This window comes from Pedobacter jeongneungensis (assembly GCF_000633455.1).
GTDB classification, from domain to species: domain Bacteria; phylum Bacteroidota; class Bacteroidia; order Sphingobacteriales; family Sphingobacteriaceae; genus Pedobacter; species Pedobacter jeongneungensis_A.
Map to the genome: position 1 here is coordinate 406005 of NZ_AYMG01000010.1, position 14240 is coordinate 420244.

The window sequence follows — 14240 nt, forward strand, 5'->3', positions numbered from 1 at the left end:
ACCTTATAGGTTTTAAAAACCTATAAGGTCTGTTTGTGTATTTACAATACCTTTTCTATATTTCGTTTCGTGAGAACACGAACCGAGGCTAGTGAGATAGATTTTGATCTGTGTAATCACCTTCTTTACTTCGCAAAGGCCACAGAACGGGTTTCCCTGATTACGGTAACCTTAATCTGACCAGGGTAAGTCATCTCAGTTTGGATACGGGTAGAAATATCAGCGGCTAAAAGTTCTGCCTGTGCATCGGTAATGCGTTCGCTTTCTACAATTACGCGCAACTCTCTACCTGCCTGAATAGCAAAAGTTTTTTCCACACCAGGATATGATAAAGCCAGTTCTTCGAGATCTTTTAAACGTTTGATGTAACTCTCTACCACCTCACGGCGTGCACCTGGGCGGGCACCAGAAATGGCATCGCAAGCCTGGATAATCGGAGAGATCATTGAAGTCATCTCGATTTCATCGTGGTGGGCTCCAATTGCATTACAAATTTCAGGATGTTCTTTATATTTTTCGGCCAGTTGCATACCCAAAATTGCGTGAGGTAATTCAGGGTTATCATCAGGCACTTTACCAATATCATGTAATAAACCAGCACGTTTAGCCATTTTAGCATTTAATCCCAATTCTGCAGCCATTGTAGCACAGAAATTAGCCACCTCACGTGAGTGATGTAACAAATTCTGACCATATGACGAACGGTAACGCATACGCCCAACCATACGGATCAGCTCTGGGTGCAAACCATGAATACCTAAATCGATTACAGTGCGCTCTCCAATTTCTACAATCTCATCTTCGATCTGTTTTTTGGTTTTAGCTACAATTTCTTCGATACGGGCAGGGTGAATACGGCCATCGGTTACCAAACGGTGTAATGCCAAACGGGCAATTTCCCTTCTTACCGGATCGAAACCAGATAAAATAATCGCTTCAGGGGTATCATCAACAATAATTTCGATACCGGTTGCGGCTTCTAAAGCACGGATATTTCTACCCTCTCTACCAATTACACGACCTTTAATCTCATCGCTTTCGATATGGAAAATAGATACAGAATTCTCGATAGCAGCTTCGGTAGCGGTACGTTGAATGGTTTGAATAACCACTTTTTTAGCTTCCTTGCTTGCGGTAAGTTTTGCTTCGTCAACAATGTCCTTAATCTGGATCATCGCCTGCGTACGGGCAACTTCCTTTAAATTTTCTACCAATTGGTTTTTAGCTTCTTCGGCCGATAAACCAGCAATGGTTTCCAATTGGGTTAAATGTTGATTTTTTAGCACTTCTACCTCTTCCTGCTTTTTAATGGCAATTTCGGTCTGTTTTTCAAGGTGGCTCTTTTGTTTATCAAGCTCCAGCTCTTTTTTATTGAAGTTTTCCATGCGCTGATTCACCGATTGCTCTTTCTGCTTCATGGTGTTTTCGCGCTGGTTAATGTTATTATTCTTTGCATTTACTTCCTGCTCATGCTCAGCTTTTAATTGTAAAAATTTCTCTTTTGCTTCTAAAAGTTTATTCTTTTTTAAAATTTCGGCATTATTTTCTGCGTCTTTTAAAATCTTTTTCACCTTGTTCTGTGCAGCAACTTCCTGCTGTTTAAGCAAGTTACGCAGGAGGAATCTTCCTACCACTACTCCGATAGCGATACCTGCTATTACGGCAAATACGTATCCTAATATTTCAACTATTTCCATTTTGTTTTTTAAGTAAAAAAAAACCGCAACTAATTTTTAAAGTCTCATACATTTTAAACCTCAACTAAGCATAATTAGGGTTTAAGCCATTTTCAGGTGCAAAGCAGATGAAATACGCCCTCTTAACCCTATAGATATTGAAGTGTTAAGTTTTATAAAATTTGAAACTCAAAAACTAGCTGCGGCTATATTTTTGTGCTAATATATACAACGCTGCGTCATCCTGATCCGATAGCTATCGAATTTATTTCAGGATCTTATCTTAAAGGCTCTGAAACAAGTTCAGAGTGACGAAATGTTTAAAGAACGAACCTTATTTTGAAAAGAAATTATTGAGTAAAACATCCAATTCTTCAACTTTATCGGCAACAGCAGTATCCTGGTTTTGTACTTTGTTTTCTGTTCTTAATACGGCGGTTGCATAATGCAATACTGCCATAGAAAGAAGGTCCTGCTTATCTCTAACCGCATAATTATCCTGATAATCTTTTATGCGCTCGTTGATCATTTTTGCTGCCCGTCTCACAATTTCTTCCTCTTCCATATTCACCTTTAAAGGATAGATACGGTCGGAAATGGTTATTTTAATCGAGATTTCTCCCATTTGTTTAGCTTAGTTTCTGATTTTTTCGCATCATTATTTCTTTAACAATGCGATACTTTTATCAATCTCCCGCACAAAATCGTTAATTTTTTGCTTAATGTCAAGCGATTTTTCGCTTGTTCCCTCTATACTTTTGGCCAATTTTGTAACCCTGAGTTTTTCATCAAGTTCTACATTTTTGCCCTTCGCCGTATCGAGTGCGACTTTTAACGATTGATTTTCAAGCTTTAATAAATCATTTTCCTCCTGTAGCGCATTACATAACTCAATTACCTGAGCCGTTTTTTGTAATACCTTATCTAATTGATCTGCAACAGAAGTCATGAATTTATTTCTAAAAATACGAATTTATATTTTATTTCCTAATTTCTGCACCAGCTTGTGCCGTTAAATTGGTGATTAGCTTTTGCATGGTATTCTCAATTTGCTTATCAGTAAGGGTTTGCTCTTCATCCTGTAAAATGAAATTCAGGGCATAAGATTTTTTACCTTCAGGCAGTTTATCGCCCACATACACATCAAAAACGCCTACTTCTTTAATCAGTTTTTTATCGGTTTTGAAAGCAATGCCTTTTAAGGTATCGAAAGTTACGGCCTGATCGATCAATAAAGAAAGATCGCGGCGTACCGCAGGGTATTTAGAAATTTCTTTGTTAACGATTTTGTTTTTCTTTACAATATCCAACAAGGTAGCCCAATCAAAATCAGCATAAAATACTTCTGCATTTACATCAGCTACTTTACGGTCGGCTTTTGAAACCGCTCCAAAACTTACCAGTGTTTTATCTCCGCGGAAATATTTAATGCCGTAAGCAAAGTTTTCGTCACTTAATGCATCGCTTTGATAGCTTGCAATCCCTAAACGTGAAATAACCGCATCAACAGCTGATTTTAAGTTGTAAAAAGTTGCTGGTTTTGCATTGTGGTTCCACTGCTCGCTTTGTTTAGTCCCCGAAACTAATAATAACAGCCTCGAACGTTCAACATACTTCTCATTAATTAAATGATAGGTTTTACCAAATTCGTAAAACTTCACATCTGCATTTTTACGGTTCTGGTTGTATGCAACACTTTCTAACGCAGGCATCAATAAATTTTGACGCATTACATTTAAATCGCTGCTTAAAGGATTTAAAATAAACACCGCCTCCTCTAAATTTTTAGAATAAGTCGATTTAGTTAACGAGTTGCACATAATTTCAGCATAGCCGTTTGATGTAAGCATATCTGCAATTACGTTGTGGGTATTTTCTTTCTCTGGTTTAGTGCTGTAAGAAAGCGATGCATTTACTTTTGCAGGGATTTCGATATTGTTATAACCGTAAATACGCAATACCTCTTCGGTAATGTCGCACTCGCGGGTAACATCAACCTTAAATGAAGGTACTCTTAAAGCCAAAGTATCATCAGAAGTATTGGTTGCAGAAATACCCAGCGCCGTAATAATATGTTTGATCTCAGCTGAAGGGATATTTGCACCAATTAATTTATTAATGTTGGTATAACTCACCTCAAACTCAAACGGTTTGATATGGCTTGGGTAGCTATCAGAAATTGATGAAGAAATTTCTCCGCCAGCCAGTTCTTTAATCAATAAAGCAGCATATTTTAAAGCGGTTACAGTAATTTCAGGATCGGTACCACGCTCGTAACGGAAAGATGCATCGGTTTTTAAACCATGTCTTTTAGACGTTTTACGAACAGAAACGGAATTGAAGTAAGCACTTTCCAGGAAAATATTTTTAGTACCGGCATCAACACCTGAAGATTTCCCACCGAAAACACCAGCGATACACATTGGTGCTTCGGCATTACAGATCATTAAATCATCTGCATTTAATTTACGCTCCACATCATCAAGGGTTACAAAAGGTGTTCCTTCAGCAACTTTTTTCACAATTACTTTGCCACCGCTAATTTTATCAGCGTCAAAAGCATGTAGCGGCTGACCTAAACCATGGAGTACATAATTGGTAATATCAACCACATTATTAATCGGACGTAAACCGATTACCTTTAATTTATCTTTTAACCAGTCTGGCGATTCTTGTACGGTAACACCAGAAATAGTCACACTGCTATAACGTGGGCAGGCAGCAAAATCTTCTACTTCTACCGGAATAACAAGATTCTCATTATCGGTTTTGAAAGCAGAGAGATCTGGCATTTCGTATTCACTTCTGAAATAAGCAGCTAAATCTCTTGCCACACCCAAATGCGAAGCGGCATCGGCACGGTTTGGCGTTAATCCGATTTCGAAAACAAAATCATCGTCCATTTTGAAATGGTCTTTTGCACGGATACCCACTTCGGTATCTGCTGCAAGAATCATAATGCCATCATGCGATTTGCCTAAACCAATTTCATCTTCGGCACAGATCATGCCTTGCGAAAGCTCACCCCTGATTTTTGATTCTTTGATTTTAAAAGGATCCCCTTCTAAAGGGTACACGGTTGTTCCTACGGTAGCCACCACCACTTTTTGGCCAGCACCTACATTTGGCGCACCGCAAACAATCTGAAGATTTTCTTTACCACCAACATTAACGGTAGTAATACGCAAACGGTCGGCATTGGGATGTTGAACACAGGTTAAAACTTCGCCGATTACCAACCCCTCAAGGCCACCCACTACAGGCTGTACCTTTTCTACACTTTCTACTTCCAAACCTACATTGGTAAGGATTAATGAAAGCTCCTGAGGTGTTTTATCGATTTGTACGAATTGTTTTAACCAGTTATATGATATTTTCATTTATTGAGATTTGAGATTCCAGACATGAGATTTGAGACTTAAGGAATCTAAAATCCTGATTCAAGAATTATAAAATGCAAAGATATTATTTAAAGGTCAAAGGAGAAAGTTAAATTATTGAGATTTGAGATTCCAGACATGAGATTTGAGACTTACGAACGCTAAAACACTCGTTCAAACATAAAATATAAATTACTAATGGCCAATATTCAGATTGGAGAGAATTACTGCGCATGCTCCTGCTCCTATTACTAACATAATAACTGAAGCAATAACCAGTTTAAGACCTGACTTTACGGGCTGATTTTTTGCCGCTTTTATGATGATCTGAATGATGCCAATTACAAACAGCAGTACAGCAGCCACCCAATATATTATAAAAAGTCCCATAAACTTAAACTAAGCATTTAACTGTTCGCAAGTAATACTGCACAGGCACCAAAACCGATAACCACCATAATTACTGAGATTATAATCAATTTCAGTCCAGATTTTACAGGCTCATTTCTTGATGATTTAATAATAATCTGAATAATCCCAACCACAAAAAGTACAATTGCGGTAAGACAATAAATCACAAATAAACCGAATAATCCGCCCATATTAATTCATATTTAACTTTTCCCTGATCAAATCTATTTTATTGTCGCGGTAAAAAATGTTCATGGTTTCGAAGGGTACCATTTTGTATTTATCGCTTACAATGTGCACACAGGATTTTTTAACTGCACGCACATCAAAATCAAGCGGATCCATGAAATTCATGATGATGATCCTAAATAAATTATCATAACTCAAATTATCAGATTTTACCCTCGGCAGGCAGCACATCAGTTCGCCAAAAGTATCTTCGGCACAATCTACCGAAACACCTGTACTAAATAAGTTTAACATGTGTTCTTTCAATTTTTCGTCGTGCTCAAAAACTATGGTATTTTTGGAGTTATTGAGTAAATCTTCCGGATTGATCAAATGCGTCATCGGGATCACTTCATCACCGATCTTTAAGGCATAAGCCATGCACAGTGCATCTGGATTACAGGGAACTGGTATCAAATCCTGAGGGGTAAAGGTTGGGTATTGCTCATAAATTTTCCTGCGCACCTCGGTTAAGGTGATCCTCCCCTGCTGATCATTATAATCATCGTTCCGCCCTGCAACCTGTGTGGGCTGAAAAGTTACACCCCGAACGCATTTCTGTTTTAGCGCATAATCCAATATATCGCCAATTTCATGATCGTTTAAACCATTTTGCAAGGTTACCACCAAAGTAGTAGATACATTAAACTGATTTAAATGATCAATGGCCTTTCTTCGCACTTCGGTAAGGTCTTCGCCCCTAAGCTTGGTTAATACTTCGGGACTGAAACTATCAAACTGCAGGTAGATTTCAAAATCGGGCATATAACTGGCCAATTTCTCCACAAATTTGATGTCTTTGGCAATCCTGATTCCATTCGTATTTACCATTAAATGTTTAATGGGCTTTGTTTTGGCAAGATCCAAAATCTTAAAAAATTCGGGATGGACTGTTGGCTCCCCACCTGACAGCTGAACCACATCGGGCTCACCCTCGTTGGCCACCACAACATCCATCATCCGTTCTATTTCTTCCAGGGTTCGATGCCTGCCATAACTTGGAGATGACATGGCATAACATGTTGGACAGGCCAGGTTACAACGATCGGTAACTTCTATAACTGTTAAACAAGAATGTTGCTCGTGATCGGTACACAAACCACAATCGTAGGGGCAACCGTAATGCACTTTGGTATTAAACTTAAGCGGCATTTCCGATTGCTTGTTATAATTCCGGATCTGTTTGTAATATTCTACATCATCGGCAATCATCACTTTACTATCACCGTGGGTTCTGCAGTTTTTCAACATAAACACTTTGGCATCCTGAAAAACAATTTTCGCATCGCAAAGTTGTAAACATTCCGGACAAAGGCTTTTGGTATAATCGTAGTATATATAATCTCTGGTATTGGCCATGGTATTTACTGTTTATGTAAAATTTGCTTCGAAATCCTGATAATGAATCTATAATAATAGATAAAAATAAACAATGCCGACCAATGAATACTGCTTAAATTTAAAAATAATGAATGGTAAGGCTTAATAAATTCGATCAAAAATCGGAATAGAAAATACAACACCATAAATAGCTTAAAGCGGTCTCCATTGATCAGTTCTTTATGCTTTAAGCTATTAAAAAGAAAAATCAAAAGCACGAGGTAAACTATTTCATATAGCATAATGGGATGCCGAAGTATGCCATCACCCAAATCCATTCCCGTAAAAAGATGGGTAGGAATGCCGTAGGTTGGCTCATCAATCCCCATAGAAAAGCAACCTATGCGCCCAATAATCAAAGCTATTAAAATGGGAATGACGTAAAGATCACCAGAAGCAATATTGACCCCGATTATCTTTTTTATTAATTCTACACCAAATAGACCACCAAGCAAGCCACCAATAATGGTTTTACTTTGATATAAAATTGAAAACGTAAGGTGATCGATTACTTCAGGAGTTTCCAGTACAGCTACAACACGCGATCCGATTAATGCACCAAGCATGGCGCCCAACATAATCCACAGCCTGTTTTCGTCGGATATTGGATCTACAATCCCCTTTTTATAAAAATAATAAACCCTGACACCTATTATAAATGCCAGTGTTTCGAAAATATAATGGTAATGGTATTGGGTACCGAATAATTCGAATTGAAACGGAAATAATGTTTGGGATTTTAATAACATCTATTAAAACCAAAGCCTGCAGAAAACCGGAAGGTGATCAGAATAATACCTTTTATCCTTACTATCGGTTAAAACGGCAAACTTTTGCACTTTAAAACCTTTGTTTACAAAAATATAATCAATCCGGTCTTTCAGGTCGCTATCGAAATGAAAACCATTAAAAGTACCTGCAGGACCATAAGGTGGCTCAACCGAAACTTCTTTTGCATCTGTTAGAAAAGATTTAATGGTTGCAATTGCTTCTGTTTCTGGTGTTACATTTAAATCGCCTGTAAAAATAACTGGCAAAGTTGGGGCAATCTGCTGAATTTTCTGTTTTAACAATTTAGCCGATTCAATTCTCGCCTGCACACCAATATGATCATAATGGGTATTAAAAACGATAAATTCTTTCTTGTTCAGTTTGTCGTATAATTTAACCCAGCTGCAAACCCGGTTTAAAGCTGCATCCCATCCTTTGGAGGGCACATCAGGTGTTTGAGACAACCAAAAAGTTCCGCCATCTTTTTTGGTAAACCTGTCTTTATCAAAATATACGGCAGAAAATTCGCCTTTTCTTTTGCCATCATCGCGACCAACGCCTACTACATCGAAATTAGAGTTTTCCAGCAAGGCATCAAACTGCTCAGGCAAGGCTTCCTGTACACAAAGAATATCGGCATCATGAAATTTCACCAATGCCTTTACATTATCTTTTCGGTTCGGCCAGGCATTTACACCATCTGAAGCGACATTTAAGCGGATATTATAGGTAATGATATTAATGGGCACAGCTGCTTTTTGAGCGAAAGCAAAAACGGTTAATAAAAGAAAAACAGGGATGATTTTTAAACTATTCATATGATAACTACAATTAATTCCGGTGTTTCCGGACGATTATAAATTTAAGCTGCGATGATACTAAATTAAAGTTAATTGTATTTTAACAATGAAATATCTTTTAAATTAAATCTTCATCCTTATAACTGTAGTAGCGGTTATTGGCGAAAATAACATGGTCTACCACATAGAGTGTAAGCAGATTTCCGGAAGCCACCATATCTTTAGTGAGTTTATCATCGCTTTCACTGGGCTTTAAACTTCCGGAAGGATGGTTATGGGTAAGTACGATACTTGCTGCATTATTCTCCAAAGCGGTTTTAAAAATGATTTTCGGATCAGCTACTGTTCCGGCCTGCCCTCCTTTACTAATCAGGAATTTCCCAATAATGCGGTTAGACCTGTTGAGCAACAGGATCCAGAATTCTTCGTGGTTGAGGTTGGCAAAGGTATGGTGCATGTACCTGTAAACATCGCCAGAGGTGGTGATCTGGGTAACATCTTCTTCAGCAGTTTCTTTCCGTCGCAGGCCAAGCTCCAGAGCCGCCATGATGGTTAGGGCCTTTGCCTCACCAATCCCCTTAAACCTGGAAAGATCCTGGATAGATGCCTTGCCCAGCCGGGTTAAATTATGATCATAAAAAGCTAAAATCCTTTTGCTCAGATCTACAACGGTTTCAGTTTTACTTCCTGAACCAATTAAAATTGCAATAAGTTCGGCATCAGTTAAATGCCTTCTGCCATGCAATAATAGTTTTTCACGCGGGCGGTCTTCTTCTGCCCATAATTTTACCCCTAATTTCTGTTCGTATTGTTCCATTTTTTTCGACAAAAAAAAGGCATCCCAACTTTTGGTTGGGATGCCTTTGCTAATATCGTAAAAAAATTGGCTTATTTTAAACCGCTAACGAATTTCGTTAATTTCGATTTATTGTTTGCCGCCTTGTTTTTGTGGATAACATTCTTTTTAGCTAAACGATCTAACATAGAGATTACTTTAGGCAATAAATCAGATGCAGTTTTTTTATCTTCTGCAGCACGTAATCTTTTAATGAAAGTACGTGTAGTTTTTGCCTGATATCTGTTACGTAAACGTTTTGTTGCGTTTGCTCTAATTCTTTTTAATGAAGATTTATGATTTGCCATTTCTATTTAGCCTTTTATTTTTCTTATTCGTTTCCTATAATTCGGGTTGCAAATATAGGATTAATGTTTTTAAATTGCAAAACACTTTTAACTTTTTTTTAATTAAAATTTAACCCCATTTCCGAACTGCAAAAATACATTAAAATTCTTCATTAATAATACTTTAACTTAATTGAATAAAATTTCTTTTCGATTAAGAAAACAGTCCTAAAAATACTATTTTTGGGCAAAACGATTTTTGAGTGAAAAAACGAATAGCCATCTTTGCATCAGGTTCTGGTTCTAATGCCCAAAAACTGATGGAGCATTTTAAACGGAGTAATGAAATTGAAATTTCTTTGGTGCTAACTAATAATGCCGAAGCCTATGTGCTGCAAAGAGCTGATAACTTCGAAATCCCAACCCATATTTTCGACAAAAACGAGTTTTATAAAACCGAAGATGTAGTGGGTCTGCTCAAAAATCTTGAAATTGATTTTATTGTACTGGCTGGTTTCCTTTGGCTGATCCCTAAAAGCCTGATCTATGCCTATCCGGGCCGTATTGTTAATATCCACCCTGCTATTCTCCCCAAATTTGGCGGAAAGGGCATGTATGGCGATCATGTGCACAATGCCGTGATGGCTGCCGGCGAAACCGAAGGTGGAATTACCATCCACTATGTAGATGAAAACTACGATGAAGGCGAATACATTTACCAGGCCCGCTACAGGATCGATAAAAATGACAATCTGGAAATGGTAAAATTTAAAGGTCAGCAACTGGAACATCAGCACTATCCACGCATTGTAGAAACCCTTGTAAAAAAGATAAAAAAGTAATGTTAGGATTGCATGCTATTCGATCTTGAAAATTTCAGGATCTGTTTTAGCGCACAATAACATCAAAGTATCACCAACTTGCAAAGAAGAGTTCCGGTTAATTACTTCCTGCATCCAGACTTTATTATTTAATTTATAGGTGAATATAGCATAAGGCGTTTGACTACTTTTATTTCTTTGTATATAGAGCTTAGTCACCACTCCATGGGCTTGCACTCCATATTCAGCTAATTGGTTTTCTATAAAAGATTTATGCATCCTGAACACGAAAATGCCTATCGGTCCGCCAACAAGCAACAAAAAAAGAAAAGACTTTAGTTTATCCCACCTGCCACTATCACCCAACCATAAATCCCCTAAATAAAGTAGTGCTAACATAGCCGAAATGCTTAGCCACATTACCCAGTTAAATCCGAAATAAAGATGGGAATGGTAAATACCAACGTAACAACATATAAGAAGAAATACTATAATTATATAAGTCCATGTTGTTTTACGCTTTGATTGAAACATTGCTCCTGTTAGCTCTATTTATTAATTTAATTACTATTGGATTAATGGCGCTAAAATAATAAAAATTGAAATGCCCCTATTATCTATTTAAGATTGGAAGACTACTTGTAGCAAACAACAAAAGATATATAAAGCAATGAAAGGCATGCAGATAGGAAATATTTTATACATGCCAAATCAGTATGTTAGCGCTTTAAAAATCTCATAACAAAAGAAAAAATCTCCCATAAAGAAAAATATACAAATAATTTCATTTTTATTGGTTTTACCGCCTAAATAAATCCCTCTGTTTTACTACCTTTGCGGCTCAAAATTTTCAGTAGAATGAGTCAATCCATTAAAATCAAAAACGCTTTAATCTCAGTATATTATAAAGATGGTTTGGAGCCATTGGTAAAATTGTTAGCTGCACAAGGTGTACAGTTATTTTCTACCGGTGGAACAGAACAATTTATTAAAGATTTAAATCTTCCGGTTACGGCGGTTGAAGATTTAACCGGTTACCCTTCTATTTTGGGTGGACGTGTTAAAACCTTACACCCAAAAGTATTCGGTGGAATTTTAAACCGCAGAGCGTTAGCAGGCGACCAGGAGCAGATTGCGGAATATGAGATCCCTGAAATTGATTTGGTGATTGTTGATTTATATCCTTTTGAAGAAACCGTAAAAGCAGGTGGAACACCGGAAGAAATTATCGAAAAAATCGATATCGGCGGTATTTCTTTAATCCGTGCTGCTGCGAAAAACTTTAACGATGTAGTGATTATCGCATCGAAAAACGACTATCCTACTTTACAGGCTCAATTAGAAGCACAAAATGGCGAAACTACTTTAGCACAGCGTAAATCTTTCGCTAAAACAGCTTTCCATACTTCTTCTCACTACGATACTGCAATCTTCAATTATTTCAATATAGAAGAACCACTTGATGTTTTCAAACAGAGTGTAACAGAGGCTAAAACTTTGCGTTATGGCGAAAACCCTCATCAAGGCGGTGTATTTTATGGTGATTTAGATGCCATGTTTACCAAACTTAACGGTAAAGAACTTTCGTACAACAACCTGGTTGATGTGGATGCCGCTGTTGCTTTGATCGACGAATTCGAAGATCCAACTTTTGCGATCTTAAAACATACAAATGCCTGTGGTATTGCTTCACGCCCTACTGTTAAACAAGCCTGGATTGATGCTTTAGCATGCGACCCTGTTTCAGCTTTCGGTGGTGTATTGATTACCAATGTAGAGGTTGACCTGGAAACAGCTGAGGAAATTAACAACTTGTTTTTCGAAGTGTTAATTGCACCTTCTTACCAGCCAGAAGCTGTAGAATTGTTCAGCAAAAAGAAAAACCGTGTTATTTTACAACGTAACGAGGTAGAATTGAGCAAAAAACAATTTAAAACCTTACTAAATGGTGTAATTGAACAGGATAAAGATTTAATTATCGAAGGTCCGGAGCAAATGACCACCGTTACCGATAAAGCGCCAACAGCACAAGAATTGAAAGATTTATTCTTCGCTAACAAAATTGTAAAACATACCAAATCGAACACCATTGTTTTGGTTAAAGATGATGTTTTAATTGCCAGCGGTGTTGGACAAACTTCGCGTGTTGATGCGTTAAGACAAGCGATTGAAAAAGCAGCTTCGTTCGGTTTCAGCGTTAAAGGTGCTGTCATGGCTTCAGATGCTTTCTTCCCTTTCCCTGATTGTGTAGAAATCGCTGCTGATGCTGGCATTAGTGCAGTTTTACAACCAGGTGGATCAATTAAAGATGCTGATTCTGTTGCCAAAGCAAACGAAAAAGGCATTGCAATGGTAACTACTGGAGTAAGACACTTTAAACACTAGTTCGAGCTGAAAGCGTAAAGCTTAAAGCATATTGCAAATCGCTTTAGTCTTTCAGCTTTGGACTTTTACCTTTGGTCTTTTAGCTTTTATTTTCCAGAACATTTTAATTGCCTTAAAAACAATTCAATAACTGAAGAAAATAAAACTTAAAACAATAAAAAAGCTATTTTTACATTAGGAATAGTATAGATTTGACAAAATAAAGAAAACATACCTTATACATGGGATTATTTAACTGGTTTACGCAAGAAGTTGCCATCGATTTAGGCACTGCGAATACCCTGATTATACATAACGACAAAGTAGTTGTAGATGAGCCATCTATCGTTGCTTTTGATCGTACTACAAACAAAGTCATTGCTATAGGTCGTCAGGCAATGCAAATGGAGGGTAAAACCCACGATAATATTAAAACCGTTCGTCCATTAAAGGATGGAGTAATTGCCGATTTCAACGCCGCTGAGGCGATGATTAAGGGTATGATCCGTATGCTTAATGGCGGTAAAGGATGGATGTTCCCTTCTTTACGTATGGTAATCTGTATTCCTTCTGGTATTACAGAGGTAGAAAAACGTGCTGTGCGCGACTCTGCGGAGATTGCCGGAGCAAAAGAAGTATACCTGATCCACGAGCCAATGGCAGCTGCTGTAGGTATCGGGATTGATGTGGAAGAGCCAATGGGTAACATGATCATCGATATAGGCGGTGGTACTACTGAAATTGCAGTTATTGCTTTATCTGGTATCGTATGCGATCAATCGATTCGCGTGGCCGGTGATAACTTCGACTCTGATATCGTTAACTATATTCGTCGTCAGCATAATATTATGATTGGTGACCGTACTGCTGAGAAAATCAAGATTGAAGTGGGTGCAGCTTTACCTGAGTTACAGGATGCTCCTGCTGACTTTGCGGTTCAGGGCCGTGATTTAATGACGGGTGTACCAAAACAGATTACTGTTTCTTACACCGAAATTGCACACTGTTTGGATAAATCGATCTCTAAAATTGAAGAAGCGATTTTAAAAGCTTTGGAGATTACTCCTCCCGAACTTTCTGCAGATATTTACCAAACTGGTATCTATTTAACAGGTGGTGGTGCCTTGCTGAGAGGTTTGGATAAACGTGTGGCTGCTAAAACTAAATTGCCTGTTCACGTTGCAGAAGATCCACTTCGTGCAGTAGTACGAGGAACCGGCATCGCCCTTAAAAACATTGGCGGATATAAATTCTTAATGCAATAACCTAGATTTGAGATATGAGATA

14 protein-coding genes are annotated in these 14240 nt (G+C 37.8%); 3 read left to right on the forward strand and 11 right to left on the reverse strand.

Annotation, left to right across the window (positions count from 1 at the left end; genetic code table 11):
* Positions 1–125 precede the first annotated feature (125 nt).
* From rny to rpsT, 10 genes are all read right to left on the reverse strand, one after another.
* Positions 126–1697, reverse strand: a complete 1572-nt coding sequence (gene rny, locus U859_RS0110230; RefSeq protein WP_025143280.1) for a ribonuclease Y — start codon at positions 1695–1697, stop codon at positions 126–128.
* A 313-nt stretch (positions 1698–2010) separates the two neighbouring features.
* Entirely contained in the window at positions 2011–2301 is a 291-nt protein-coding gene (locus U859_RS0110235; protein WP_025143281.1) for a cell division protein ZapA, read from the reverse strand.
* 33 nt (positions 2302–2334) lie between these two features.
* Positions 2335–2625: a hypothetical protein gene (locus U859_RS0110240; RefSeq protein ID WP_025143282.1), complete on the reverse strand. Its 291-nt coding sequence runs from the start codon at positions 2623–2625 to the stop codon at positions 2335–2337.
* 31 nt (positions 2626–2656) lie between these two features.
* Positions 2657–5056: a phenylalanine--tRNA ligase subunit beta gene (pheT, locus tag U859_RS0110245; protein ID WP_025143283.1), complete on the reverse strand. Its 2400-nt coding sequence runs from the start codon at positions 5054–5056 to the stop codon at positions 2657–2659.
* Positions 5057–5463: 407 nt separating this feature from the next.
* On the reverse strand, positions 5464–5658 hold the full coding sequence (locus tag U859_RS0110255) for a hypothetical protein (protein ID WP_025143285.1): 195 nt from the start codon (positions 5656–5658) through the stop codon (positions 5464–5466).
* 1 nt (position 5659) lies between these two features.
* On the reverse strand, positions 5660–7054 hold the full coding sequence (locus U859_RS0110260; RefSeq protein WP_025143286.1) for a radical SAM protein: 1395 nt from the start codon (positions 7052–7054) through the stop codon (positions 5660–5662).
* A gap of 5 nt (positions 7055–7059) precedes the next feature.
* Positions 7060–7824, reverse strand: a complete 765-nt coding sequence (locus U859_RS0110265; RefSeq protein ID WP_025143287.1) for a prolipoprotein diacylglyceryl transferase — start codon at positions 7822–7824, stop codon at positions 7060–7062.
* A gap of 3 nt (positions 7825–7827) precedes the next feature.
* Entirely contained in the window at positions 7828–8664 is an 837-nt protein-coding gene (locus U859_RS0110270) for an endonuclease/exonuclease/phosphatase family protein (RefSeq protein WP_025143288.1), read from the reverse strand.
* Positions 8665–8764: 100 nt separating this feature from the next.
* Complete coding sequence (gene radC / locus U859_RS0110275) at positions 8765–9463, reverse strand: RadC family protein (RefSeq protein WP_025143289.1); 699 nt, start codon at positions 9461–9463, stop codon at positions 8765–8767.
* Between the two features lie 71 nt (positions 9464–9534).
* The gene (gene rpsT, locus U859_RS0110280; RefSeq protein ID WP_025143290.1) at positions 9535–9789 is read right to left on the reverse strand and encodes a 30S ribosomal protein S20; all 255 of its coding nucleotides are present in this window, start codon (positions 9787–9789) and stop codon (positions 9535–9537) included.
* A 242-nt stretch (positions 9790–10031) separates the two neighbouring features.
* On the opposite strand from rpsT, the gene U859_RS0110285 reads away from it, so the two are divergent.
* A complete protein-coding gene (locus U859_RS0110285; RefSeq protein WP_025143291.1) occupies positions 10032–10610 on the forward strand; it encodes a phosphoribosylglycinamide formyltransferase in 579 nt (192 codons plus the stop codon).
* Between the two features lie 15 nt (positions 10611–10625).
* Here U859_RS0110285 and U859_RS0110290 read toward each other — a convergent pair whose 3' ends face one another.
* The gene (locus U859_RS0110290; protein ID WP_162799911.1) at positions 10626–10988 is read right to left on the reverse strand and encodes a hypothetical protein; all 363 of its coding nucleotides are present in this window, start codon (positions 10986–10988) and stop codon (positions 10626–10628) included.
* Between the two features lie 459 nt (positions 10989–11447).
* On the opposite strand from U859_RS0110290, the gene purH reads away from it, so the two are divergent.
* Both purH and U859_RS0110300 read left to right on the forward strand, forming a co-directional pair.
* Complete coding sequence (gene purH, locus U859_RS0110295; RefSeq protein ID WP_025143293.1) at positions 11448–12974, forward strand: bifunctional phosphoribosylaminoimidazolecarboxamide formyltransferase/IMP cyclohydrolase; 1527 nt, start codon at positions 11448–11450, stop codon at positions 12972–12974.
* 221 nt (positions 12975–13195) lie between these two features.
* Positions 13196–14218, forward strand: a complete 1023-nt coding sequence (locus U859_RS0110300) for a rod shape-determining protein (RefSeq protein WP_010601761.1) — start codon at positions 13196–13198, stop codon at positions 14216–14218.
* Positions 14219–14240: the final 22 nt, after the last annotated feature.

Coding starts and splice junctions, on each gene's coding strand:
- U859_RS0110290 (WP_162799911.1), bottom strand. CDS start 10,988: ATGTTAGCACTACTTTATTTAGGGGATTTATGGTTGGGTGATAGTGGC.
- rpsT (WP_025143290.1), bottom strand. CDS start 9,789: ATGGCAAATCATAAATCTTCATTAAAAAGAATTAGAGCAAACGCAACA.
- U859_RS0110270 (WP_025143288.1), bottom strand. CDS start 8,664: ATGAATAGTTTAAAAATCATCCCTGTTTTTCTTTTATTAACCGTTTTT.
- U859_RS0110255 (WP_025143285.1), bottom strand. CDS start 5,658: ATGGGCGGATTATTCGGTTTATTTGTGATTTATTGTCTTACCGCAATT.
- purH (WP_025143293.1), top strand. CDS start 11,448: ATGAGTCAATCCATTAAAATCAAAAACGCTTTAATCTCAGTATATTAT.
- U859_RS0110235 (WP_025143281.1), bottom strand. CDS start 2,301: ATGGGAGAAATCTCGATTAAAATAACCATTTCCGACCGTATCTATCCT.
- U859_RS0110265 (WP_025143287.1), bottom strand. CDS start 7,824: ATGTTATTAAAATCCCAAACATTATTTCCGTTTCAATTCGAATTATTC.
- U859_RS0110240 (WP_025143282.1), bottom strand. CDS start 2,625: ATGACTTCTGTTGCAGATCAATTAGATAAGGTATTACAAAAAACGGCT.
- U859_RS0110300 (WP_010601761.1), top strand. CDS start 13,196: ATGGGATTATTTAACTGGTTTACGCAAGAAGTTGCCATCGATTTAGGC.
- U859_RS0110260 (WP_025143286.1), bottom strand. CDS start 7,054: ATGGCCAATACCAGAGATTATATATACTACGATTATACCAAAAGCCTT.
- radC (WP_025143289.1), bottom strand. CDS start 9,463: ATGGAACAATACGAACAGAAATTAGGGGTAAAATTATGGGCAGAAGAA.
- rny (WP_025143280.1), bottom strand. CDS start 1,697: ATGGAAATAGTTGAAATATTAGGATACGTATTTGCCGTAATAGCAGGT.
- pheT (WP_025143283.1), bottom strand. CDS start 5,056: ATGAAAATATCATATAACTGGTTAAAACAATTCGTACAAATCGATAAA.